Annotated in this window: 20 protein-coding genes; 5 read left to right on the top strand and 15 right to left on the bottom strand. The window is 46.5% G+C overall.

Going from position 1 to position 25,912, the window contains the following annotated elements:
* Positions 1 to 15 precede the first annotated feature (15 nt).
* Entirely contained in the window at positions 16 to 1,509 is a 1,494-nt protein-coding gene (locus NWE73_RS04180) for a hypothetical protein (protein WP_277577025.1), read from the top strand.
* A 57-nt stretch (positions 1,510 to 1,566) separates the two neighbouring features.
* Here NWE73_RS04180 and murC read toward each other — a convergent pair whose 3' ends face one another.
* The 6 genes from murC to mraY form a co-directional block, all read right to left on the bottom strand.
* Positions 1,567 to 2,928 carry a UDP-N-acetylmuramate--L-alanine ligase gene (gene murC, locus NWE73_RS04175; protein WP_277577024.1) on the bottom strand — a complete coding sequence of 454 codons (1,362 nt, stop codon included), beginning with the start codon at positions 2,926 to 2,928 and terminating at the stop codon, positions 1,567 to 1,569.
* The gene (gene murG, locus NWE73_RS04170) at positions 2,925 to 3,995 is read right to left on the bottom strand and encodes an undecaprenyldiphospho-muramoylpentapeptide beta-N-acetylglucosaminyltransferase (RefSeq protein ID WP_277577023.1); all 1,071 of its coding nucleotides are present in this window, start codon (positions 3,993 to 3,995) and stop codon (positions 2,925 to 2,927) included. Before murG ends, murC begins: the two co-directional genes overlap by 4 nt.
* Positions 3,992 to 5,164, bottom strand: coding sequence for a putative lipid II flippase FtsW (ftsW, locus tag NWE73_RS04165; protein ID WP_277577022.1), 1,173 nt, complete (start codon positions 5,162 to 5,164; stop codon positions 3,992 to 3,994). The genes murG and ftsW overlap by 4 nt, the downstream gene beginning before the upstream one ends.
* Before the next feature lie 97 nt (positions 5,165 to 5,261).
* Positions 5,262 to 5,690 (bottom strand): hypothetical protein, encoded by a 429-nt coding sequence (locus NWE73_RS04160; protein WP_277577021.1) that lies wholly within the window; start codon positions 5,688 to 5,690, stop codon positions 5,262 to 5,264.
* Between the two features lie 123 nt (positions 5,691 to 5,813).
* Positions 5,814 to 7,202: a UDP-N-acetylmuramoyl-L-alanine--D-glutamate ligase gene (gene murD, locus NWE73_RS04155; protein WP_277577020.1), complete on the bottom strand. Its 1,389-nt coding sequence runs from the start codon at positions 7,200 to 7,202 to the stop codon at positions 5,814 to 5,816.
* A gap of 3 nt (positions 7,203 to 7,205) precedes the next feature.
* Positions 7,206 to 8,282, bottom strand: coding sequence for a phospho-N-acetylmuramoyl-pentapeptide-transferase (gene mraY, locus NWE73_RS04150; protein ID WP_277577019.1), 1,077 nt, complete (start codon positions 8,280 to 8,282; stop codon positions 7,206 to 7,208).
* A 324-nt stretch (positions 8,283 to 8,606) separates the two neighbouring features.
* Here mraY and NWE73_RS04145 point away from each other — a divergent pair, with 324 nt between their 5' ends.
* Together NWE73_RS04145 and NWE73_RS04140 are read left to right on the top strand one after the other, a co-directional pair.
* Positions 8,607 to 9,428 (top strand): substrate-binding periplasmic protein, encoded by an 822-nt coding sequence (locus NWE73_RS04145; RefSeq protein WP_277577018.1) that lies wholly within the window; start codon positions 8,607 to 8,609, stop codon positions 9,426 to 9,428.
* 158 nt (positions 9,429 to 9,586) lie between these two features.
* Entirely contained in the window at positions 9,587 to 10,285 is a 699-nt protein-coding gene (locus NWE73_RS04140) for a hypothetical protein (protein WP_277577017.1), read from the top strand.
* 58 nt (positions 10,286 to 10,343) lie between these two features.
* Here NWE73_RS04140 and NWE73_RS04135 read toward each other — a convergent pair whose 3' ends face one another.
* Entirely contained in the window at positions 10,344 to 11,765 is a 1,422-nt protein-coding gene (locus NWE73_RS04135) for a UDP-N-acetylmuramoyl-tripeptide--D-alanyl-D-alanine ligase (protein WP_277577016.1), read from the bottom strand.
* A 26-nt stretch (positions 11,766 to 11,791) separates the two neighbouring features.
* Positions 11,792 to 13,279, bottom strand: a complete 1,488-nt coding sequence (locus tag NWE73_RS04130; protein ID WP_277577015.1) for a UDP-N-acetylmuramoyl-L-alanyl-D-glutamate--2,6-diaminopimelate ligase — start codon at positions 13,277 to 13,279, stop codon at positions 11,792 to 11,794.
* Between the two features lie 25 nt (positions 13,280 to 13,304).
* On the opposite strand from NWE73_RS04130, the gene NWE73_RS04125 reads away from it, so the two are divergent.
* Entirely contained in the window at positions 13,305 to 13,985 is a 681-nt protein-coding gene (locus NWE73_RS04125; protein ID WP_277577014.1) for an alpha/beta hydrolase, read from the top strand.
* Positions 13,986 to 13,998: 13 nt separating this feature from the next.
* Here NWE73_RS04125 and NWE73_RS04120 read toward each other — a convergent pair whose 3' ends face one another.
* Both NWE73_RS04120 and NWE73_RS04115 read right to left on the bottom strand, forming a co-directional pair.
* Entirely contained in the window at positions 13,999 to 17,715 is a 3,717-nt protein-coding gene (locus tag NWE73_RS04120) for a TolB-like translocation protein (protein WP_277577013.1), read from the bottom strand.
* Positions 17,716 to 17,849: 134 nt separating this feature from the next.
* Positions 17,850 to 19,010 (bottom strand): C1 family peptidase, encoded by a 1,161-nt coding sequence (locus NWE73_RS04115; RefSeq protein ID WP_277577012.1) that lies wholly within the window; start codon positions 19,008 to 19,010, stop codon positions 17,850 to 17,852.
* Between the two features lie 105 nt (positions 19,011 to 19,115).
* Between NWE73_RS04115 and NWE73_RS04110 the strand changes: the two genes are divergently transcribed.
* Positions 19,116 to 19,574 (top strand): DMT family transporter, encoded by a 459-nt coding sequence (locus NWE73_RS04110; RefSeq protein ID WP_277577011.1) that lies wholly within the window; start codon positions 19,116 to 19,118, stop codon positions 19,572 to 19,574.
* Between the two features lie 38 nt (positions 19,575 to 19,612).
* Here the strand turns inward: NWE73_RS04110 and NWE73_RS04105 are convergent, their stop codons facing one another.
* The 5 genes from NWE73_RS04105 to rsmH form a co-directional block, all read right to left on the bottom strand.
* The gene (locus NWE73_RS04105) at positions 19,613 to 20,593 is read right to left on the bottom strand and encodes an alpha/beta hydrolase (RefSeq protein WP_277577010.1); all 981 of its coding nucleotides are present in this window, start codon (positions 20,591 to 20,593) and stop codon (positions 19,613 to 19,615) included.
* A gap of 227 nt (positions 20,594 to 20,820) precedes the next feature.
* A complete protein-coding gene (locus tag NWE73_RS04100; protein WP_277577009.1) occupies positions 20,821 to 22,287 on the bottom strand; it encodes a DASS family sodium-coupled anion symporter in 1,467 nt (488 codons plus the stop codon).
* Between the two features lie 193 nt (positions 22,288 to 22,480).
* Positions 22,481 to 24,502 (bottom strand): penicillin-binding transpeptidase domain-containing protein, encoded by a 2,022-nt coding sequence (locus NWE73_RS04095; protein WP_277577008.1) that lies wholly within the window; start codon positions 24,500 to 24,502, stop codon positions 22,481 to 22,483.
* Entirely contained in the window at positions 24,503 to 24,823 is a 321-nt protein-coding gene (locus tag NWE73_RS04090) for a histidine kinase (RefSeq protein WP_277577007.1), read from the bottom strand.
* Positions 24,804 to 25,790: a 16S rRNA (cytosine(1402)-N(4))-methyltransferase RsmH gene (gene rsmH / locus NWE73_RS04085; protein ID WP_277577006.1), complete on the bottom strand. Its 987-nt coding sequence runs from the start codon at positions 25,788 to 25,790 to the stop codon at positions 24,804 to 24,806. The genes NWE73_RS04090 and rsmH overlap by 20 nt, the downstream gene beginning before the upstream one ends.
* Between the last annotated feature and the right edge of the window lie 122 nt (positions 25,791 to 25,912).

Here is a 25,912-nt window from a genome sequence, read left to right as displayed (position 1 = left end):
CCTGAGGAGGGAAACATGAATGCATTCAGAAGATTTCTTATCAGAGCTTACGTTCCGATTGCCGTCTCCCTTTTAGCTCTGCCGCTGTCTAGCTCAGCCGCAACCAGCACCCTAGGAGTTCAAAACATTTTGGTCTTTCTTATAAATTTTCAAGACATGCCTACGAGTCAACCGTTCACGGCGGCGCAAGCAACAGATGTCATGTTTGGTTCAGGATTAAGTGTTGCCAATTTTTACAGAGAAAACTCCTATGGCCAGACGTCGCTTACTGGAAAGGTCGCGGGTTGGTACACGATTCCAATGAGCTCGACCTCGTCTTGCGATACCGCGAAGATTGCCTCTTATGCTCAACAATCAGCAATCGCTGCTGGAATCAACCTCAATACCTACAATCGATTTTTGTATGTAGCGCCCGGCAATTCCAATTGTGGCAATTGGGGTGGCAGCCAGGCCGCCGCTTATGACGGTCCCTTTGTTGTCAATTTCAACGTGGGGATTGTTTCGCATGAAATCGGACATGATTTTGGATTGAACCACGCCCACGGAATGAATTGCGATGCTGGCACCCTGAGTGGAAACTGCCCTTGGCTTGAATATGGAGATGTCCTGGATACGATGGGCGGTGGCAATGGCACATCAAACGGCACGGTTTACAATTATCATTTTAACGCTGCTCAAAAAGAAAAACTTGGTTGGCTCAATTCCAATTCGAGTTCATTGATCACGACAGTAACTGTGAGTGGATTTTATACGATTGAACCTTTTGAGAGTCTGGGAACAAAATCCAAGGCTTTAAAAATTCTAAAAAGTGTGGACCCCGTCAGTTCGGAAAAGACTTATTACTATTTAGAATATCGTCAGCCGATCGGCTTTGATAGCGGACTTAACAATTTTGGATCATTTTATGATCTGAAAAATATTTTTGGTGGTGTTACTTTACATCAAGGAAGTTCGGATGCTGTTTTTCTTTTGGATATGACCCCCGGAAGTCGCTCGAGCGGCACTTTCGATGATCTGCGTGACGGGGCACTTGTCGTGGGGCAAAACTATATTGATTCTGCTGCGGGGATTAGCCTGTCGGTTGTATCTGCCAGCAGCTTGGGCCTCACAGTCAATATAACTCTGACTTCTCCATGCACACGTGCCAATCCGACAGTAACAATATCTCCTTCGACTCAAACTGCTTTAGCGGGGACGGCACTCAATTATGCAGTCAGCATAAAAAACAATGACAGCGGAGAGTGCGGCACTTCAACGTTCAACTTGCAGAGTGCCTTGCTCAACGGCTTTAACTCAACATTTACATCTCCATCACTTTCCATAAATGCAGGTTCATCGGCATCTGCGACATTGACAGTGACCTCATCTACTTCAGTGTTATCTGGTTCTTACAGCTTTAGTGCGACTGCGACAAACAGCAGCGCAACCGCCTACAAGGCCAGCGGTGCTGCTGCATATATCGTCGGTTCTTCATCAACAAAGGGTGGCGGTAAAGGCGGGCGCAAGTAACACCCGGGCTGAAAGTTTCAACCAAAAAAAAAGAGCGCCACTGGCGCTCTTTTTTAACTAGATCTTTTCAAGAACATCCAAGCCAAGTTTCCAGCCGTCGCCGGCGCCCAGCGTGATGAAGACGTCTCCGTCTTTCAGCATAGAGACGATTTTTTGCGAAGATTTTTCGTCACGCAAGAAATAGTGCGCATTTTCATGCTTCATTTCTTGAGCGAGCTTTTCGCTGTTCACTCCCGGAATTGGCGTTTCACCTGCCGGATAGATATCCGTCAGCAGAAGTTGATCCGCCTCCATGAAAGCTGTCGTGAAATCATGCCAGCAATGTTGCGTGCGTGAAAAACGATGTGGCTGGAAGAAAACCACCAGTCGATTTTTGGGATACTTTTCACGGAAGGCCTGCATCACTGCACGCACCTCTGTGGGATGATGTCCGTAATCGTCGTAAACCTTGATACCGCTCTTTTCGCCTTTGAAGTGGAATCTGCGATCCACACCTTCAAAGCGCTGCAACCCAGCAGCACAAGTATTAAATGGAATTCCAGCGGCAACCCCTGCGCAGATCGCGGCAACCGCGTTCAAAGCATTGTGACGGCCCGGAACATTCAATTTAAAATTACCTACCAGATGACGGGCCCCCAACAAGCGATCACTGCGATACAATGAATAGTTTCCTTGCTCCCCGCTTAGAACCAGGTCATTTCGCTCATCAAATCCATAATACAAAATTCTTTTTGGGAAGTTTTCAAAGATTTGACGAACAATCGGATCATCGCCACACGCAATGACTTTTCCATAGAACGGAACTTTAAGGGCGAAGTCATAGAAGGACTTCTGCAAGTTCTCGAAAGTTTTAAAATGATCCAAATGATCTGAATCGATATTCGTAATAATTGCGATTTCAGGTGATAGCTTGTGGAAGCTGCCATCGGACTCATCCGCTTCCGCCACAATCCATTCGCCAGTGCCCAGCATCGCAGTTGATTTGATCAACTCAAAACGCCCACCCACCACGATTGTTGGGCTTAAGTTTCCCTCAAGAAAGATCGCTGACGTCATTGACGTCGTCGTGGTCTTTCCATGAGTTCCCGCGACTGCAATCCCGCGCTTCAAACGCATAATTTCAGCCAAGGCTTCCGCTCTTGGAATCAATGGGATTTGTCGCGCCCGAGCCTCTGAGATTTCAGGGTTTCCGTATTGAATGGCACTGGAATACACAACAACGTCCGCGTCGCCGACATTGGAGGCGGCATGACCTTTAAATATCTTTACGCCCATTTCTTTGAGACGTTCTGTATTCACGTTTTCGGAAATGTCACTGCCACTGACCTTCGCACCAATATTGTACAAAAGTTCAGCAAGGCCGCACATCCCGATGCCACCCACTCCAACAAAATGAAATTTTGCGCTTTGTAACTTCATTGTAAGATTTCCTTCGCGATCGTTGTCGCTGCCTGAGGAATATAGAGACTCTTTATATTCCTAACCATCTGCTCTCGCAACGCTTTATCTTGTCGCAAAGATTGAACTTCTGAAATCAAACGCTCTGGAGTTAAGTCTTTTTGCAAAATCATGCGGCCGGCATTTTTAGCCACAAGACTTTCAGCATTTTTCTGCTGATGATCGTCGGCTGCAGGCAATGGAATGATTATGGGAATGATCCCGAACGCCGCCGCTTCAGCAATCGAACTTGCTCCGCCACGGCTGACGATAATGTCTGCCCATTTGTAATACTTGGGCATGTCAAAAATAAATTCATGAACCTGCACTTCACAAGGAGCCCCTTGATATTTTGCAGAAACATCCTGGTAATCGAGCTTTCCCAATTGATGGACGACAGAAAGATCTTTAACCCAGTCGCCGCCTAATTTGACAGCATCGTTAAGGCAATAGTTGATAACACGACTGCCCTGGCTTCCACCGAAAGCCAGTAGATGGAATTTTTCATCCTTCTGCGTATCGTGAATTGCATCCTCAATCTCTTGACGAACCGGCATTCCCGCTGGGATCACCGTGTCGTTCTTCAAGTACTTTCCGGCTTCAGAGAAAACCACAAAGCACTTATCCACAAAGCGGGAAAGCAAACGATTCGCCATTCCTGGCATCGCATTGGGTTCCCAAATCGCGGTGTTAAAACCAATCATGCTGGCTGCCAGCACGAAGGGTCCCGAGGCATAACCTCCCACACCAATCACGTACAAAGGCTTAAGCTGCATCAGCAATCGAATGGACTGCCAAAGCCCGTAAGGAATTTTCAAAAGTGTTTTGATTTTCTTAATGGGGCTTTTGACATTTAGCTGACCAGACTCGATCAGGTGCAAAGGGAATCCCTCGCGAGGAACAATTTTGGATTCAAGGCCTTGGGCCGTTCCTACGAAGTGAATCTCCACACTGGGATCCACTTTTTGGATTGCCCGAGCAATCGCGATGCCTGGGTAGATATGTCCACCGGTTCCACCACCAGCAATCACAATATTTCTTTTGCTCATGAATTTTTCACCTTCGAAGTTTTCCAACGAGATTGTCCGTTCGGGCCCATATTTGATTGGCCAAATCTTTTAGAGAATCTATCTTCTTCGAATGAATTCTCAATATTTAAAATCAAACCGAACATAAAACATAATGCCACAAGAGAGCTTCCGCCGTAACTCAGGAATGGCAAGGTCAGACCTTTCGTTGGCAACAGGCCCATGACCACGCCGGAATTAATAAACACGCTCAGGGCAAAAGTCACGCTCAGACCCAGCGCAAGAGCCCTCTTATAAGGCTCCTCAGCTTTGACTGCGATTTGAATTCCGCGGAAGACCACAAAGCCATACAAAGCCAGAATTGCCACGAAGCCGACAAAACCCATTTCTTCCCCGAAGACCGCCAAAGTGAAATCCGTATGCGCTTCTGGAAGGAAGAACAACTTTCCTTGGCCTTGACCAAGACCAGCTCCCGTCAATCCACCGGAATGGAAGCTGAGCATGCTTTGAATCACTTGAAAGCCTTTTTGCGCAGGATCGGCCCATGGATCCAAGAAAGCCAAAACGCGGGCGCGACGATAAGGAACAAGCATTACCAGGAAATAGAATGCTGGAATCATAATCGCCAAGGCACCGGCGATATACTTCCACTGCAATCCGAAAGCAAATAACAAAGCCACGCCCACCATCATGATGATCGCAAAGCTTCCGAAGTCAGGCTGTTTCAAAAGAAGCAGTAATGGCGCTATAAGAGCCAGAACCAGCCAATGCCATTTCACGCGGCCCAAGCTATTGTCCTTACGGCACATCAAGCTTGCGAACCAAACAGAGAATGCAATTTTCAAAAGCTCTGCCGGCTCAAAGCGAATTCCGAAAGGCAATTGGATCCAACGAATCGCACCGCCCACTCGAACACCCAAACCCGGAACAAAGGTCGCAAGAACTCCGACCGCTGCGGCAAACCACAATGTCCAGCCGTACTTTTCAATGTATCGAAAAGGAATATGAATCGTTCCGATCAGAACTGCGACAGCAATGATTGCAAAGATAAATTGGCGCTTAAAGAAAAACAAACCGTCGCCATAAGATTCGATCGCGAAGATAAAACTCGATGAGTAAACTTGGACAAGACCAATTCCCAAAAGAGTGATGATAGCCAAAAACAAGCTGCTGGATAAGTATCTCAACATGGTGCGGACTCCTGACCTTTAGCTTAATCAGAAGTCCGTTTCACGTCTAGGCTTGGGGAAAAACTAGACTACTCCGGCGATGCCGGAGTGCAGACAGCTACTCTGCGACGATTTCGTCGTTCGACTCATCCGCTTTGGGAGCAGAAGCCGGAGCCGCTGGAGCTTGCTTCGCAGCAACAGGAGGCTGTGCCGGAGTCATTGCTGGCGCCGGCGGTGCTGATCTTTCGCGCTTTGAAACTCTCGGCTCATGACCCTGCATTGCGCAACAATACATCACACCAATTTGATCAGAGACATTTTTATAGTTGGTAATTGAGAAGTTCTTATTCGCATCACAGCGACGTGCCATCTGCAAATTGAGCTCAACGTCGATATCAGGATGCGTATCACCATTAACAAACTCGCAATACATGCCAGTGGAAGAAGCCATTTTTTCGCGTTGTTCTTGGCGAGCTTTAAACGTTCCAGAAGCACAAGCAGAAAGTAGAAAGAGAGATGAAAGTGCGATTGCACAAAGACGAAACACAAAGCCCTCCTGGCCGGTCTGCACTTCAGCTTCGCTGAAGTAGGTTAAACATCAAAAAAAAAGCTCCCCATCGATGGAGAGCTTTTGTTAATTCTCAATTCAGCGTCCCTAAAGACTGTCGAATCAATGAAATTTTCTCACGATCTCTTTGAAATAATCGCCGCGTTCTTCAAAACTGTCAAACATGTCAAAGCTTGAGCATCCTGGAGATAGCAGAACGACGTCACCAATTCTCGACTTTTGATAAGCAATCAAAACCGCCTCCTCAAATGTACCGATCAAGAAGGTCTCAGAGAAGTCACCAAGGTCGCGATTTATTCTTTCTTTCGCTTCCCCGACCAAGATCAAGGTTTTCACCTTTCTCTTAACCACTGAACGAAGAGGTTCGTAGTTCAAATTCGTGTCTTTACCACCCGCGATCAGGATCACGTTCTCATCGAAAGTATCCAAAGCGCGAAGAACTGCATGAACGTTTGTAGCTTTAGAGTCATTGTAGAACATCACTCCGCCCACTTTACGCACGTATTCAATACGGTGAGGAAGAGCCTTGAAGGTCTCAATCACTTTTTGAACCGCTTCACGAGTGGCACCATGCTCACGGGAAGCAAGAATCGCCGCCATGATGTTTTCTACAGAGTGTTTGCCACGCATTTTCATATTTTTGATGCTGAAGCTTTCGATCTCTGGACCTGTGCGCACGCGAATTTCGTCGCCGATATTCACAGCACCACCGATGTTCATGATCTGTGGTTCCAAGGCTGGTTTACGAGAGAAGTAGAAGATACGTCCACGCTGAACCGCTGGATCACGCGCCAACTCCACCACCGCATTGTCATCGGCATTCAAGATGCTTGTCGTTGCTTGGTTGGTGTTTTTGAAGATACGGCGTTTTGCATTTACGTACTCTTCCATAGAACGATAACGATCCAAGTGGTTTTCAGCCAAGTTCGTGAACACCACGTTGCCAGGATTGAAAGTATCGCAATGCTCAAGCATGAAGCTTGAAACTTCTGCGATCACCACCTGGGCTTTTTCTTCTGAACGAAGATACTCCACCAATGGTTTGTCAGTCGCGCCGCCAACCCAAGTTTTTACACCGGATTCGGTTAAGATCGCTTCAGTCAATTTCGCAACAGTCGTTTTACCGTTTGTACCAGTCAAACCAATGATCGGCTCTTTGATGAAACCTGCAGAGAATTCGAACTCACCCGTGATCTTGATACCTTGAGATCTTGCATAATCAAAGATCTTCAAGTTTGAAGGCACACCCGGAGACAAGATCACTAGATCTTGCGCGATGAAGGTTTTCGGACTGTGTCCACCCAACTCAAACTTGATTGGCAATTCACCCAATTGTTCCAGCTGCACAGACAATTCCGGCTTGGATTTATGATCCGTTACCGTCACTTGGGCACCATGCTTAGTCAGGAAGTGCGCCAAGGCCGCGCCTGTTTTACCAAGGCCCACAACTAGAATTCTTTTATCTTTTAATTCACTAAACTCTTTATACATTTCTTACCTCAACTTGAGAGTCGCCAAACTTAGAACAGCCAATAAAATAGAAATAATCCAGAAACGAACGATGATCTTCGTCTCTGTCAGGCCCGCCAATTCAAAGTGATGATGAATTGGTGCCATCTTGAAAACTCTCTTCCCTGTGAGTTTAAAGGAAATAACTTGTGTGATCACAGAAAGAGCTTCGACCACGAAAACCCCGCCCAGTACTACCATCAACAACTCATTCTGAGTGATGACGGCCATTGATCCCAGAAATCCACCCAAAGACAAAGAGCCCACGTCACCCATGAAAACTTGCGCTGGGTAGGCATTGAACCACAAGAAGCCCATACCTGCGGCAACGATCGTCGCTGCCACGGGAGCCAACTCCCCGGCACCCACCACGTGATGGATTTGCAAATAGCTCGCAATAGAAAAGTGACCTGTGACATAAGCAAACAAACCCAAAGTCGCTGCCGAGATCATCACCGGCACAATCGCAAGTCCGTCCAAGCCGTCTGTTAAATTCACGGCATTCGCAGTTCCGACCACTACCAAGGCTGCGAACACGATATAGAAATAACCAAGATCGAACGACAAAGATTTAACGAAGGGAATCGTCACTGAAGTGCTCAGATTGTGATATTGAACCAGGTAGGCAACCACGGCACCGCTGATCAAGAACTCGCCAGCAAGACGAATTTTTCCAGAAAGACCTTTGGAGTTCTTCTTACTGACTTTGAGCCAATCATCCATGTACCCGATGAATCCAAAGCCCCAAGTGATAATCAGAACAGCCCACACCAATGGGTTCATCATGTCCACCCACAACAAACATGGAATCAAAGTGGATAGAAGAATCAAACCACCACCCATTGTTGGCGTGCCCGCTTTTTTCTTATGTGTCTGAGGGCCGTCGTCACGAATCGACTGACCGAAGTGCTTCATCTGCAAACGCTTGATGAAGTAAGGTCCCCACATCCAGCAAAGAAGGAAAGATGTGAAAAAGGCGATAAATGTTCTAACTGTGATATAGCGAAATACATTCAACGGAGAAAACTGATCTGCCATCGAATAAAGCCATTGATAAAGCATGCTGCGCGAATCCCCTATGTCCGTATCGTCTACTCCGACGAAGTCAGAGTGTAGAACTGAAATTTGAATTTGTTTTGGAACTTTAAGGGTTTAGCACATTTGCTTCCGCAAAAGCAACAGTTAGTTTATAAGTATTTGAAATCATTTGGTTAATTTAATTTTCAGCAACAAATCATCGGCCCAACAGGTGGTACTCGATTGAACGCCATATAAAACTATTGTGCTAGGAGCAAAGCCCTCTTAAGTTGTTGCAGCCCCGTGTTCTTAGTGGCGAAATGGGGAGCCTGAAATCCTGAACGTTAATGAGGCTATTTAATGCGACTGATGAGCTTAATCTTTTTGGTAATGACTGCCACTGGCGGCTTTTCCAATAACACACATGCCGCCGCCCCTCTTAGGGTTGTCGTCTATTGTGATGATGCTTATCAACCCTATTCCTATGCTGACAAACATAGAAACCCACAAGGAATCTATACTGAAATCATGAAAAGGGCCTTCAAAGAGATGAAGGGCTACCAAGTCTCGATTAAGCCTTTGCCCTGGCCACGAGCTATGAAGGCTCTTGAACAGCGCGAAGTTTTTGCTGTCTATCCACCCTATTATCGTCCGCTGGAGCGTCCTTTCATCAAAGACTATTCAACACCCATCCTTAAAGAAACGGTTGTTGTGTATGCATTGAAAGATTCCGCAAATAAAAACAAACGAAATTGGCCCGGCGATTGGTTTGGACATACCGTTGGTATTTTCACAGGCACGATGGATATCGCGGGTAGAGAGTTTGGCGAAGCCGTTAAGAATAAAAAAATTAAGATCCAAGAATCCAACAATAACGAACAAAATTTGCGCAACTTAATTACCAAAAAAACCGACGCCTACGTCAATGATCGCAATGCAATTTTGTACACTTTAAAAACCTTAAAACAGCATGGTGAGTGGCCGAAAAATGCCCCCGAATTGGAAGAAGTCGCAGTGGTCTCTGAAGAAGATGGCTACCTGGCCTTCAGCATGGATGATAAAAAGTTTCCTTATAAAAAGGATTTTATCAAAGAGTTCAACGCGGCTATTTCCAAAATGAAACAAAACCATGAAATCGAGAAAATCACCAAAGACTATTTAAGCAAGATCGACACCGCTCCAGACAAATAATGTTGCATCCGTTTACAGGAGCTGCCACAAATGGGTCCATTCTCAAAGCGAAACACCCTTGTGTTTGCCTGGCTCATTTTATTGAATCCTAGGTGGCCTCAGCCTTGCATTCATTCCTTTCTGCAAGCTTTTAAAAAGTAATCAAAAAGGAGAATCTCATGTTGAAACAAGTATTCCAAACACTCGTAGTTCTTTCTTTCGCCTCTTCAGCTTTCGCACAAAGCGGTCGTTCGGCTATGAAACAAGAAAATGCAGAAGCTCCTCGCGATCAATTTTCAAGCTATGTGATGAAGGGCTTCAGCGCGGGATTGGAATACTCCAGCATGATGGGTGATTTGCAAATTAAAGCGAAAGATCCCAGCACGGGAACTGAATTCAAAGTCTCTGGAAATACAAATGAAGGCGCTGGTGCTCTGGGTGTCTCGGTCAATTATGCGAATTTGCCGCGAGCAAGAGCCGGTTATATGGTCGGCCTTGGTGTGATTAACAAAGTGGAAAATGACAGCAACGGAAAAAATACATTGAAATCATCCAAAGGGTTTTCGCAAATCCGTCCTGAAGGGAACGTGGGTTATGCACTCTCGAATGGCCTTTGGGGTATGGTCGGCGCTCATGCCTCATTGCTTACTGGTGGCAACATCACTGATTTCGCAGCTCCGCTTGGAGGAGGCCTTCAAGCTTCTGTGGGTTATGTTCCCGTTAGAAATCTTGGCTTTGATATCGGATACTACATCACAATGCATACATTGAGCGACAGCGGTGTCAAAAGCATCGAGGAATCAGGTCTTTCAGTCGACAAAAGCGAATCTTGGATGAAGATCAGCCAACTTCGCGCTCGTGCGATGTACTACTTCTAAGAAGTTTGTTTAAATATTAAAAAAGGCAGTCTCTTGACTGCCTTTTTCGTTTTGGACCTTAAGACTTTTCAGAGAAATCCAGTGGATCACACGGGAAGACAAAACGTTCCAGTTTCGTTCCTCGCGAAGCCTTTACGACGGCGATATCCCCGTTTGCCAAGGTTAGCGCCAGGTCTTTACCAGCATCGTCGGTGAAATCTTTCTGTATCATCGCAGGTTTTCCGTAACCTACTTTTTTAAGGCCTTGAGTAAAGGCCTCCGCATCGTCACCGATGAAATAAACTTTATCAAATCCTGCAGCGCCGACTCTTTCACCAAGCTCCTGGTGTAAGTTGGCCGACGCAGAACCCATTTCGCGCATCTGTCCAAAAACGCCGACTTTCTTTCCTGGCACTGACAGAAGTTTCACATTATCAATCAAGGCCTTCATGCTGTCAGGGTTGGCGTTATAAGCATCAAAGATCATCTGTGCTCCCGACTTGAGATGAACCAATTGATTGCGTCCCCAGTTCGTTTTGCATTCAGGCAATCCCGCCCAAACTTGGTTCGGCGTCATGCCTACAGAAAGTCCCAAGGCTGCGGCAGCCATCAAATTCGTCAAATTCTGTGCCCCGAAAACCTGCACACGTGCCTGACCTTCAACCCCGCCGATCATGCCTTTGATGAAGATCTCATTCATGTTCATTGAACTGATCATCAGATGCACGTCTGCTTTCGGATCTTCCGATGAGAAAGTCATGATTTTGGAATGCGGAAACTTTTCTTTCCCGCGCACATACATGTTGTGAGTTTGTTCATTGTCCAAATTGTAGATACGAACCGTTTTTTCTGAAGCCGCATTATAGATTTCCTCTTTGGCTTCAGCGATCTTTTCGATCGTGCCAAAGAATTCCACGTGAGCACGCCCCACCATGGTGCAAACGACAACATCCGGTTCAGCGATATGCACCAGCTCGGTCAGTTCGCCCGCGTGATTCATGCCCATCTCGACGACCGCTACTTCTTTAGCTGGATCCAGTTGCAGCAAAGTAAACGGAACACCCCAGTGATTGTTGAAGCTGCCTTTATTCACATGAACTGTTTTTGCCGAAGCAATCAACGCGGCAGTGAATTCTTTGGTCGTCGTTTTTCCGTTGGAACCCGTAATCGCAACGATCTTGCCGTGCGACTGACGACGAGCCCAAGTACCCAATTGCTGAAGTGCCTTCAGTGTGTCAGGAACCTTGAGAATCGTAACTTGACCAGCAAGTTTTCTGGTCTGTTCATTTTCCTCATGAACCAACAATCCCGTCGCACCTTGAGCGGCCGCTTTATCCAGAAAGCTATGAGCATCGAAAGCTTCGCCTTTAAGAGAGATAAACAACTGGCCTGAAAGATCCGCACGAGTATCTGTGCCGATCCCTTTGAAGTCGATAGCTTTAGAGCTGATGATTTGAGCCCCAGTTACTTTTTCAATTGTTTGCACATCGATGGCTCTCATCTGTTGCCTCTCATTTAAATCACTCCCTATTTTCGAGATTGCAAAGCTTGTTCTGCAATCTTCACGTCACTGAATGGAATTTTTTCGGTTCCAATGATTTGGTAGTCTTCATGACCTTTACCCGCAATCAGAACAACATCGCCTTCTCGCACTTTGTGCAAGGTTTCCAGAATCGCATCTTTGCGATCCAGAATCACGCGCGCCTTATTTTTATCACTCACACCCGCCAAAATATCATTGATGATCGCCTGCGGATCTTCGGTGCGAGGATTGTCGGAGGTGATCACCACTTCATCTGAATATTTTAAAGCCATTTGCGCCATCAAAGGGCGTTTGCCCTTATCGCGATCGCCGCCGCAGCCAAAGACTGTCCAGATGCGCGAATGCGCCTTCAGATTCTCTCGAACCTTCGTCAAGGCCGTCAGAACATTTTCAAGAGCATCCGGTGAATGAGCGTAGTCCACAAAGACAGAAACATTTTTAGCGTTAGGAACCGACTGCAACCGCCCCGGCACCCCAGTGAAACTTGAAAGAGCTTCACAACACATCGCTAACTGAATTCCCGCCGACATCCCTGCCGCCAAAGCCGCCAAAGAGTTCATCACGTTATGAACACCAGACATCGGCAAATGAATCTCTGCCGATCCCAACGGGGTGTCGACATGGAAATGCGACAAGGCGAAATCCATGCGCTTCATTTTATAGCGGAAGTCCGCATCCTTCGAACCATAGGTCCAAAGAATAGCCGGATCTGCCACTTTCAAACGACGGCCTAATTTATCGTCCGTATTAATGATCGCAAAGGAAGGAACTTTCGTTGTTCTCCACAAAAGATCGGTGAAGAGCTTTTGCTTCGCCTCGAAATAGTTTTCCATCGTTTGATGATAGTCCAAATGATCTCGAGTCAAATTTGTAAAGATCACCGAATTAAAGGGAATACTGTCGACGCGATGCTGATCCAATGCATGAGAGGAAACTTCCATGGCGACGGCCTTAGCTCCTTCATCACGGAACTCACGCAATCGCTTTTGCAAGAAAATAGGATCAGGGGTTGTCATGTCGGAAGCCCACACCTTGTCACCAAGATGATGGTTCACTGTTCCGATAACTCCGGTAGGAATTTTACCGAAATTAAAAATGGCTTCCGTCATATATGTGACCGAAGTTTTTCCATTGGTTCCTGTAACACCCACACAGAAAAGCTCTTGAGCGGGATCACCATAATAACGAGCTGCTAAAATATCCAAAGCCTCACGGGTATTGGGAACCGCAAAAACAACGCCTTTGAAGGAGTCAGGGACTTTGCTTTTGTCTTCCACAACCAAAGCCAGCACCCCCTTGGAAATCGCATCGGGGATAAAACTGTGGCCATCGACCTTCACTCCGCGAATTGCCACGAAAACAGAGCCAGGAATCACCTTGCGCGCATCATTAAAGAGTCCACTCACTTCCAAGTGATTGAAAACGTTCTCTGGGACTCCTGCTAAGGCTGAAAAAAGATGCTGTAGGTTCATAAATTAAGTATAGTATGAAGCGACTATGAGACAACTCGGAAAAATACATTGCCAAGAAATTAATCACGACGATAATGCGCCCTGGGTCATCTTCTTCCATGGTTATGGAGCCGATGCCAATGACCTCAAATCTTTGGGTGATGTCATCCCCACTAAGAAAACCTACAACTGGCTTTTCCCTAATGGCCCCCTTGAAGTCCCCATTGGCCCAGGCTGGACCGGTCGCGCTTGGTGGAACATCGACATGATGGAGATTCAACGCGCAATGGAAACGGGAACTCACCGTGACTTCAGCAATGACACGCCGAAGGGATTTGAAAAGTCTCGCGATCTTGCAATGGAAATGATTCGTCAGCTGAAAGTTCCTTGGAATCAAATTATTCTTGGCGGCTTTAGCCAAGGGGCCATGCTGGCCACAGAACTTTATTTGCGTGCGCCTGAAACTCCGAAGGGTCTTGTCATCATGTCAGGAACTTTGGTTTGCCAAGACCAATGGAAACAACTGATCCCGGCCCGTGCAGGTCAAAAGTTTTTCCAAAGCCATGGTGAAGCCGATCAAGTTTTGGGCTTTAAACAGGCACAGAAACTAGAAACGCTTTTAAATCAAAATGGCATGAAGGGCTCTTTGCTGGGATTCCGTGGTGGCCATGAGATTCCTCAGCAGGTTGTCACCAAGATCGGCCAATATATTAACGACTTGGGATAATGCCGGGCCTACGCTACAAAGGGTCCACAAAAAGATCCAAAATCTGACTGCCATAGGCGTCACTGGTAAAAAACAAATGGGAATTTGAAACACCATAGTTGACCCAGGCGCCCGTGTTCCCACTCAGTCCCGGCGTGTGATTCTTAGTTCCCGTTCCATCGGCATTGACAGAATAAAGACTCATGATGCCATCCTTCGTATTGTCTGCTCGATAGTAGACACGGGTGGAACCTGGGAAGACTTGGAAGTCATAAATGTCTGCTTTTGGAATAAGTGACGCAAGTTTTCGCTTTTGGGTTCCGTCCCACTTCACTGCATAAAGATCCCAGGTGCCCACAGTGTCAATCAGGCCTGAATAAACAATTGTCCTGTCTGAGTCATCCAGGATTCGCACCGCTTGACCATTGTTGGCGTTCACCTGCCCCCCCGAATATGGACTGGCATTAATCTTACGCAGATCCGTTCCATCAAAATTCATACTGAAAATCTCATAAACTTCGGGGGATGATTCACTCAAAGTGATCAGTCGTTTATTCGCGCCCTCTTGCAAGCTCGACCACCAAGCTGTGTGTGCTGTCGCTGCAAGCCCCGGATTCAATGAATAAAGCGTCTGAGTCGCAATCGCGAAGGACTTGTAACTGCTGCGTGTATCAGAGAGCCAATCCCCTTTCACGATGACATAACTAGAGTCCTCGGTAAAATCACAGTCTTGAACCATTTGAACCGTATTAGTTCCCACAGCAACCAGATAATTGGTTGCTGGTGTGCTGGTGTTGGCAATTCTAGCATCCGCACGGCCCGAAACTGACAGCGGTCCCCAATAACAAATCCATGCCGAATTCGGAGAAAGACGAAATCCCGCCAGATCGAAGGAATTTGAAATACTGGCATTCAGAGTTACGGGAGCTCCCCCCGCCGCACTGATTTTTGCGACTTCATACTTCTCATCGATATTATAATCCCAACGCAAGCCCACGAAGCTTCCGTCACGAGCCACTTCCCAGCCTAAAATATTCACAGCATGGGGGTAGGCAGGAGTGAGCTTCAGATGAGCACTTCCATCTGTTTTAACAACATAAATATCCAGTATCGTATCGGTTACAAAATCACCGGAATAAAAAATTTTGCCCGTAGCTTCATTATAACTAAAAGCAGTCACATCCCCTTCAGGATCTGTGATAGCGCCACTGACTTTCACAGGCGCTCCCCCTGATGTATTCACCACATAAAGTTCTTCAACACCCGCGGTGTCCTGGTCTGCGATGTAAATCACCTTTGCCCCATCAGCGGTGATTATGAAACTGCGTAACGTCCCTCCTCCCGATGGATAGTCTTTGGTCACGCGATGCACATTGCTGCCATCGGCATCCGCGACAAAAAGATGCATTTCACCATCGACGCTGGGGTTGGCTCGGAACAAAATCTTTGTTTTATTTTCCGAAACCAAAACCGTGGCCACATCCCCCGAAAGAATATTGGGAAGTGGTAGATGTCGGGACGGACTTGCTGTCGCAGACAAATCTGCAAAGTGAAGTTCATAAACCAGATCGATAGTTCGATCCAGGGTCATCGCGACAAGATTTCGAGGCCAGTCGAAAAAGAATGTTTGAGCTGCCGTCAGTACATCCCCTTGTGCATTTGCAATGACCGGATTGAGTTTGCGAATGGAGCTGCCATCCAAAGCCGCGAGATACATCTCATACTTTGCATCGACTTCCAAATCAGCCACAAAAGCCACGCGATCTCCGCTGGGACTGAGTTCAATTAGCGGATAGTCTTTCACAACCCCCGCATTGGCATTACTGGTGAGTTTTATCGGCCCCTCAGATCCGTCGACCTTCACACTGTAAAGATCAAACTTCATCGCCGCAGTCGTTGCATTGACTACACCCGACAAATCGGCTTGAAAAACAATCTGGTCACTTTGGGAGTTAAACAGAATACTTTCATCACGGAATCCCTGATAGAGGCCGTTACGTAAAGCTGTCGCACCCGTCAGTTTCACAAGATTGCCTCCTGTGGGTGAATTCACATAAAGATCCGCAATGCTGGCAGTGGTTGCCATGCCAAAAGCAATCTGACTGGAATTCGGAGACCATGTGAATGTATATAAATCTGTACTTGCGTTCGGACAGGGAGGCGACACTTCCGTCTCAGTTCGAAGTTGCAAATCATAAACCTCAAGAGCATAACAACCAGCGGTTGTACGATCCACTCGGTAGGCAATATACTTAGAGTTTGGACTGAAAAGACCTGCTTCAATAAAGCCCGTCGACGAAGTGGCAAAACTGATTTGCTCACCGGTTTCAATATTTACAACAGAACTTCCGGCGTTGGATCCAGAAAGAAAGCTCTGTGTTTCTCTGTAAACAACCCATTTGCTATCAGAACTGATGCGGTATCCAGACAGCACACTTTTACTCGTCGCCATTGCGGTTCCTAAACGACGAAGGCCTGTGCCATCAATATTCACGACGTAAAGATCAATTCCTTCATCCGTGTCTTTATCGGCTCTGAAAATAACTTTGCTGCCATCGGGAGTTAGCAAATAATCCCGCACATCTCCGCCACTCACAAAATCACCACTGAGCTTTTTAATTGTGCCGGTGGACACTTGAATGGCATACAGATGAAATTCATTGTCAATGGCTTCATTATCACCCATCGCAATGATCGTCTCCTGATTCGGAGTCAGAATATAAGATGAAACACCACCCACCGGATTGATGGACGTCGGCCCCATAAGGACCTTATCATCGGTGCCATCGACTTTGACTGAATGAAGCTCACGCAATTGCGCCCGATTCATGGCAAAATGGGTGTACAGGGCACGACCGTACTTAGGAACCGCAATGATCGGACGAGCCGTATCGACTCCCCATTGCCCCTGAATAGGATTAAGTCGCGTTAGACCGGTGTTGTTGTAATTTAGAATTCCCAGATCCACGAGGTCATCATTTCGCAGCGGAGCCGCAAGAAGAAGACGCCCTGTTTCGCCATACTGTGTGATCAGACGAATCGAGGCCACACCGGTCGCAGTAATGTCAGGACTGATCTTATGCCATTGCGGAAAAGCGATAGCTACATTTGTAGAAAGTGAAATATTCCCTGCTCCATCAAAATGCTGAATATAGTAGTCAATTGAAGGTGCCGTCTCGTTTGAAAGATCCAGAACGAGCTCCCAGCGAAGATTCACAGAACACACGGCAAAATAATCTTGTAAGAGCGAACTGGAAACTTTCACAAGATTGAAAGCATCCGAACAGGTCCCCGTCAAAGGATAGCGAGCTCGCAAAGATGAGTGGGAATAGTTATCCGCATTGTCTGGCGTTTCCACAGTCACAGTGGGTGGCGTGATATCCACCACAATGTTTTTTAAATCGGACGAGATTTTCTTAGGCTGAGTTTCTGCTTGGTTAGCACTGAGGTCAATGGTGCCTTCCTGAATTCCATCAAGATCGAAGGTCACCGCAAAAGTTCCATCAGCCTGACATACAGTTGTTTGCTCAGGAAATGACCCCAAACGGATGGTCACCGTTTCATCGATGTGGGCACAGCTGCCTTTCACTTCATAAGAACGATAATTTGCCGCAGAAACTTTCGCGTTACTTTCATCAAAATTCAAAAACAGTTGGTTCTTACTATTGAAATCAGAAAAAGAGGCATCCATGGTGCAACCCATGATTAAAAATAAAATAGGAAAAATGACGTACAAGTGCATCCTATGCATAGAGAACGTTTCGGCACGCCGGGTCCCCATCTTGATACTTTTATTTCATTCATCCCTGCATGGAACAAAGCAATCTTACTATTTTAAGCCTATCTCACATATGATTCGTAAGAACATGAGTTTTCGCTCGTGAACTAAGGGAGTGTAACCACGCTCTTCACAAATGTGTGCAGATAGTCTCTGTACATATGGAAGTATCCGGCATCCCCGTTTTTTTCACCCCAGCTATTTTTAATTTTAACCTTCACGAGTTCTTTTGTGAAGGGATTCAGCTCATAGCCGACGATCTGAACAGCATGTCCTCCGTCATCCAACTTGAACTGCTGGCGACGATTCAGAGGAAGGGGAAGCATTTTGATCGGAATATTGAAAGCCTCAATAGACATAATTCCTGTGGGCTTATCCACGAGCTCATGCTTGTGCTCGTAAGAAAGATAGACGTTCTTCCCTTGATCAATTTGGCTAATGATAAGCTCGTCCATGGCCCTTCGATCAATATCATAGACCTCTTGAGTGTTGGTCTCCTGCACCTTTTGATATTTCTCTTTGGCACGATGCTGAACTTGATAGACCGCGATTTTCTCTTTTAATTCAGGAAAGAACTCCTGAGTGAAAGTTCTGGCATTATAGGTCTTGCCCTCCACTTGAAAATTATTTGGAAGGTCCCCGAACATTTCTTTAAACAGCGAATCCAATTCTTGAACTCTGCGAACAAAGGCCTTTTGCTTTTTGGTCGGATCCTGAATTTTGGAGAGTTCCAGCTGCACTCTGGCAATATAGTTTTCGATCATCGCGTTGGCGCGAGCACTCGGGACACCCGCCTTGAATTCCGGTCCGATGTTAAAGGAGGATTCGGGGCGCAGGCCATATTGTTTTATCAATTCAAATGATTTAATCGAGCTCGCACCGAGACTTAACTTCACATCTTTATTGGTTCGAGACAAAGCCGCTATTGAGCTCGCGAAGAAATGTATATATGAAAGATAATCAGCAGAAAGACGAATCTCTTTCCCGGTTCGGCGCAGGTAGTTTGCCTCTAAGTGATTGCTCCAAGAATATAGGTGACAGGTTCCCAGGTTGCACTGGTTGGTTATGCGGGACTGCGGTATCTCTTTGGTATACCGAACTGTGTGATCAAACTCTGGACGAAGCGCCCCGATTGGGACAGCGTCAAACAAAGCATTAGAGCATTTTTGTGCCGCCTGTGTTTCAAAATGAAACACAGAAATGGCAAAAACCAATAGCATTGTCTTGAGAATCAGAACTTTCAATGTCGAATTGATTTCTTTAATCATACAGACAAGTAAAGCAATGTGCATGCCCAGCTCAAAATTCCGAGAAGTTTCCAAGAGAAACAATCGGCTTGTACGTCTTCCTTTTTTACTTTAAAGTCCCGCCCTATGAATATGTACCTCATCCTTCCAGTTCTGACCGGCATTACCATTGTTTCTCAGGCCATGCTCAATCGCGCCGCATCTGCCACATTGGGTTTAACGTCGACTGTGTTTATTAATGGAATTGTTTTCTTTGCAGCCTGCACTTTATTTTGGCTCTTAGTGAAAGCAGGCCTTATTCCCTTGAGCGGTTCTTTGGGAGCACAGCCTCTTGAAAATTTGGGCTGGAAAAATATCATCCCTGGATTATGTGGAGTTGTGATTGTCGTGGCAACACCCCTGGCATTGATGCACTTGGGGGCCGCCTTAACATTCAGTATTGTAATTGCCACACAATTGATTTTAGGAATGCTTATTGATGTGACCTTGCAGGGAAAGCCACTAACGTGGCCTCTGGCGACTGGAGCCATCATGATGTTTTTAGGATGTTTGCTGATTCTGAACGCCGATAAACTTCAGAGGTAAATTTCCTTCCGGCATCGACGGCCCCGAGAACTTTAATCTCAAAAGTTCTCTCTCAAAAACAACTCGATATGCTCTTTCATCGAATTCCATCTGGGGTTGTAGTCCAATTTTTTTCTTTTATAGGAATCCACTTTTGATTTCACTATATTGCCGTGCCACACGCCGGTTTTGGTTGGGAAGAACATAACATCCAACGGTTTGAGTCCCCTAATTTGGTGCGCAGCTCTAGTCAATTCATCCACATCAACGGCCGGATCGCGGGCTGCATAAGCCAAAAAGGTGGGGGTATCCAAGCGTGGATAGACTTTACTCATAGCACCGCCACCATAGGTATCGCGGACGTGGGAAATCATTTTACCTACTTGCTTGGCAGCGTTGGGTGCATACAGCGCCTGTTCATCCAAATCAGGCGACTTATAAACGATATTGCCATCAATATGCAAAAGCCCGCCGAGAACACCACCAATTGCAGGTAACATCCTCATCGCCAAAGCGGGCGTCCACAACATGACTCCAGCAGTGAGATCGGGGTGCTGCAAGGCTGCGTTCATTGAGAGAAGTCCACCTAAAGAATGTCCCGCAAAGATAATCTTATTTCCAAAGCACTGTGCAATGCGCACATTTTCGTTCAGCTCGGAAATCCAGTCCCGATAGCTGACATTTCTCATGCTGCCCCAATTGCCTTCCCAATGCCCGGGAAGCAATACGCTCAAAGTAATAAATCCTTGTTCGGCGAAGATGTTGTTAATACCTTTAAAAAAGTAAGGCGATTCAAAAATCCCGTGCGTAAATATAACCACCGTATTTTTTGGATTGGATGAGGGCAAATAGAGACGAGGCAAATGTTTACTTGGCACACCCAGCTCTATCTTCTTCTGAACGCGGGCTTGAAATTGCTCGACACAAGCTTGAGTGCCTGGGTTCATGTCCCCATTTGCCAGGGCCATTGAACCCGTGAAACTTAACACCAGTATTGCCAAAGCCTTCAACATAGCAACTCCATGAATAATCTTTGCCATTAACAGATCTCAACGAACTATTAAGGTTAAATAAATTAGGATGAAACCAGGCGGTATATACAGGATACCGTTGCAAACTTGGTGGGATTAGCTTCCCTCTATTCCAATGACAACGACGTTTCGGGTAATTTGTGATGCGACATTCACGCCAGCGCTAAAAACCGGTTTAATTCGAGTTCATCAAAAAATGGATGCTTAAGTATTTTACAGGTGCCGTGAAAGGCGGTCTACCAATACCCTAAAATTTTCCACCAAACAGCGCCACTCACTCCCCAAATAATTAAATTGAGAATGCCGACGACCAGCCCCCACTTCCACCACTCGCCCATTGTTACATAGCCAGAGCCAAACAAAATAGGAGCGGAACCAGTGCCATAGTGCGTGAGTGAAGCACAGAGAGAAGAAGCAAAACCCAAAAGCAGCCCCAACATTAAAGGCGGTGCTCCCATTCCAACACCCACGGCGAGAAAAGAAGCAAACAATGCAGAGATATGCGCTGTCGTACTGGCGAAGAAATAGTGAATGAAGAAATAAACCAGCACCAAAAATAGTGAAGCCTCCAGCCAGCCAAATCCCAAATGAGTCGCCAGATTTTGGATATACTGCGCGAACCAGGCAATGACTCCGAGCTTATTCAGAAAAGTTGCCATCATCACCAGAGATGAGAACCAGGTCACCGTGTCCCAGGCACCTTTTTCTTTCAGCAAATCATCCCAAGTAAGCACTCCTGAAAACAGAAGAACACCCAACCCTATAAATGCCCCCGCGGTTGGATCTATATCAAAATATGGACTGTCAGAAATAAGACTGGGGCCTCCCGCCCAAATGAACAACAACAGGAAGAAAACAAAAATCATGATCCATTCGGCCAGCTTGATCGAGCCCATTTCTGCAAGTTTTTGATTCGCCAGTTCCGCCGCATTTGGGGTTGATTTGATTTGTGGCGGAAAAACAAAGTAAAGGAACAAAGGTATCAACAGCAAAGAAAGGATCCCCGGCACGCAGGCACTGAGGGCCCATTGCGCCCAAGAAACATTTATTTTTGCCACATCCAGGATGCCCGCCGTGATGAGGGGATTCGGAGCCGTCGCCGTAACAAACATGGCGGAGGTGATGATATTGACTTGATATGCAACCAGAGTCAAAAAAGCTCCGATTTTAAGCCGTGAGTCCTCACTAGGATGTGAACTCATCGACTCAGAAATGGATCGATTGATAGGAAACAGAACTCCACCTCCGCGAGCGGTGTTACTAGGCATAACGGGCGCAAGAACAACTTCCGCAAATGTCAGACCGTAGCTGATACCCAGCGTGTGCTTTCCGAAAAGTCTTACAAAGTAATATGCGATGCGAGCGCCAAGACCCGTTTTGATAAACCCACGAGAGATGAAGAAAGCTATTCCAATTAGCCATATCAGAGTATTTGAAAATCCACTAAGAGCATCCCCCATGGCTTTTCCTGGATTCCCCGGATTTGTGACTTGTGTGACGCCAACGACAAGAATGCCGATGATAGCTGCGCCACCAATGGGCAGAGCTTTGCCAATGATCGCAACAATGGTCCCAATGAAAATACCCAAAAGTCGCCAGGCATTTATATCAACCCCTTGAGGTGGTGCGAGAACAACCCAGAAGAGCATAGTCACAAGAAATGCAATAATAGCCGGGACAATCTTCACTGGTACCAAGGCCATAAGTCCCCCTCTTTACAAAAGGCTGAACGAAGAGCGCGGCAAGGTCAAATTGACCTGCGAAGCGAATATTCTATTTTGTGGGAGATCAGTTGTTTTTCAAGCTATTGAAGGAATTCTTCTGTGGGTTCACAAGCGGCAAAGGAAGTCTTTCATTTTAGACTCCTCTGCCAGACACATCCCTGAGATATATAAATTAACGCAAAATAACTGTGATATTTTTATCTTCAGGAACCGGGGATCCTGTGGAAGGAATCACTTCCGAAACCAATCCCTGACCGACAAATTTCACTTTAAGATCCTGGCCACTCACTCTGCGAAGTACTTCGCGCGTGGAAAGATTCATCAGGTTAGGAACACTTTCGCCTGTCTTGACAACTGTGACCTGATCCAACTCTTGAGCAGTAATAATTGGCTTTGCAACAGGCGCTTTCGCTGCGGCAGCGGCTGCGGCCGCCGCCTCGATCTTCGCGGCTTTGTTTGCTGCTGCAATAGCTTTTTTCGTATTAGGATTCACAGTTCTTTCATCACCCAACATCAAAGGTGCGATACCTTCTTTACGAACCGCATAAGAAGCAACCCGTGAGAACAATGGAGCAGCCACTGTCGCTCCATAATAAGCCTTGCGCGGAGAATCCACCGCCACATAAATCACAAACTTGGGATCATTTGCCGGAATGAAACCCGCGAAACTTGAAACATAGGCGCCCTTCAAGTAACCACGTCCATTGGGATTCACTTTTTGCGCAGTTCCTGTTTTACCAGCAACCATGAAACCATCAACACGTGCATTCTTACCGCTTCCGATAGGCAAGGTCGTCACCCCCACCAGCATCGCCCGCATTTGGGCAGCTTGCTCTGGAGTCAAAACGCGGCGGATCGGTTTTACTTTGGTTTCGGTCAAGGCCCCTGTTTCAGAATCACGCACAGCCTGAACGATGAATGGAGTATTCAATACTCCCCCATTGGCAATCGCTGCGTAAGCATTCGCCATTTGCAACGGAGTCACCGAGATACCATGACCAAAAGAAATATTACTTAGCAAATGTGGACGCCAAGGCAAGGCTTGCACCATACCGCGAGCTTCACCAGGGAAGTCGACACCAATTTTTTGTCCCAAGCCGAAATCAAGCAGACCTTGGCGAAGTTGATCCGCACCCATTTTAAATGAAATCTTTGTCGTTCCGATATTGGAAGAAACCGCAAGAATCTCAGCGACGGTGAGGTCAGCAAATTTTTCTCTCGCTTCTGCTTCACGAATAATCTTATCACCAACTTTGAAACTTCCATTTTCGCAGAAGAACTTGGTGTTTGGCTGAATTGTGCCGTTGCGAAGAGCCGATGCGATAACCAGGGTCTTCATCGTGGAGCCCGGTTCAAAGCTGTCGGTGATGACCTTATTACGACGGTAGTTTTGCGCTGTGGTCATTGCTTTGTTCACATCAAATGAAGGAGCAGAAGACACCGCCAAAATCGCAGATGTTTTCGCATCAAGAACCACTCCCACCGCGTGATCCGCTTCGAACGTGGAAACCACATTCTGGAGCTCACTTTCAAGAGTGTACTGAAGGTCGGAGTCGACCGTCAGGCGCAGCTCATTCCCATCGGGATTTTCAGTGAACATCAATCCATCATTGATCAAAGGTCGTCCGCGCGCATCGCGTTTGACCATCACTTTTTTCTGATTGCCGCGAAGAGCCTGATCGTAACCCAACTCCAGGCCTTCAAGCCCCTGTCCTTCGATTCCCAAGAATCCCAGGGTTTGCGCCAGCAAAGTTTCATTTGGATAAACCCGGCGCCACTCTTCTACGAAGGAAAGTCCGCGAATGTCCCAGGATTTAATTTCATCGGCTTTGTCTTGCTCAATCATGCGCTGGATCCACACAAAACGACGGGAACCATCTTTGATCTTCGCAAATACCGCTTCAGGATTCTGATTCAAAACTTTAGCAATCTTCTTTGCCACGACTTTGCGGTTTTCCAAAAGCTTCGGATCCGCATACAAAGAGTAAGCCGTCGCGGACATGGCAAGATCTCTTCCGTTGCGATCCACAATCGCCCCACGGCGGGCCTGCAAAGTCACTTTCGTCTGAAACTGACGGTTTTGAAGTGCGTTCAAACGATCGTTCGGCAAAAACTGCAAGTAAGCAGCACGCATAATCAGCATGGACCACAGAGCGACGATACCAACAAAGATGAAGACAATACGTGATTTCAACTAAAGATCCTTTTTCGCCACTTTATTAACAGGTGCTTCCACAACTCCACTCAAATGAATGATCTGATTGGCCTGGATTTTTTTAAGTGTGAATTTCTGTTGGGCCATGTGGTCCAACAATTGCGGACGAGTGATTTTCGCCAATGCGATTTCCTTCACTCGTTTTTCTTCGGAAACTTTTTTGTGTTCGCGAGTCAGCTTCAGCACGCTGTAACCCATGCGGCGCTCTTCCATTTGCAGGAAGACGATCGCGAACAAAGTAGAAATGATAAGTAAAATACTAAAGAACGGTTTAAGTTGCCTAAAGTTTTCCGAGCTCATCCTGAGCACTCCTCTCGAAGACTCTCAACTTCGCGGATCGCGAGCGAGAGTTCATGTCCAACTCTTCCTGAGATGGTACGACTACTTTTTTGTACACCGGTCTGCCAAGCGCTTCTGCATCTCGGAAGATATTCTTCACAATACGATCTTCTAACGAATGGAAAGTGATGACTGCCAAACGACCACCGGGCTTTAACGCCTTCATCATCGCTGGTAAAGCTTCACCGACGACTTCAAGCTCTGAGTTCACTGCTAAACGCAAAGCCATAAAGTATTTCGTCGCAGGATGATGGCCTTTAACTTGCCAACCATCCACACGCTCGATCAAGCCTGCAAGTTGATTTGTCGACTGGAATGCCTTGGTTTTACGATCGTTCACGATCGCACGCACAACACGAGACGGACGATAAACTTCGCCGTACTCTTTGAAGATCCGAATGAGATCGTCCTCTGTTGCCGTATTCACAAGCACCTCAGCCGTCAATCCTTGCTGCTGATTCATTCGCATATCTAGGGGACCATCGTGGTAAAAACTAAAGCCTCGGTCGGCCTGGTCTAACTGCGGTGAGCTCACTCCTAGATCTAAGAGCATCATATCAAAGTTATTTAGATTATGTTCTGAAAATTTCGAGAAATTTCCATGGATTACCTGAAGATCACCTTTCTCGACTTCCGTCTGGAAACGAGTTTTCGCGTAATTAATCGCGGCTAGATCTTGGTCCATAACCACGGCCTTCATCTGCGGAATGGTGTGCTTCACGGCCATGTAGTGACCACCTCTTCCGAAGGTGCCATCGAAGTATTTAACATCCGCTTGGTTGCGATAGGGATAAAATGCGGCAAGCACTTCCTGAACCATCACCGGGTTGTGTTCTTTCGAAAACTCAACAGGAAGCTCGACCTTTGGCGGGATTATCTCTTCGCGGATTTCAATTTTTTCACCAGTTCCCGGCTTATATTTTTTCATGTGCGAAACTTTCGTTAGTAACAGGTCAAAGTCTGTTGAAACCAGAGAGACGTAAGACTTTCAAGGTATGAATAATTCTATTGAGCGTCAAGTCGCTTTAACCTACTCTTGTATATAAGGCT

The sequence above is a fragment of the Bdellovibrio svalbardensis genome, from assembly GCF_029531655.1.
Classification (GTDB): Bacteria; Bdellovibrionota; Bdellovibrionia; order Bdellovibrionales; family Bdellovibrionaceae; genus Bdellovibrio; species Bdellovibrio svalbardensis.
Note: the sequence above shows the minus strand (reverse complement) of the source record. Positions and strands in the feature narration are given on the sequence as shown.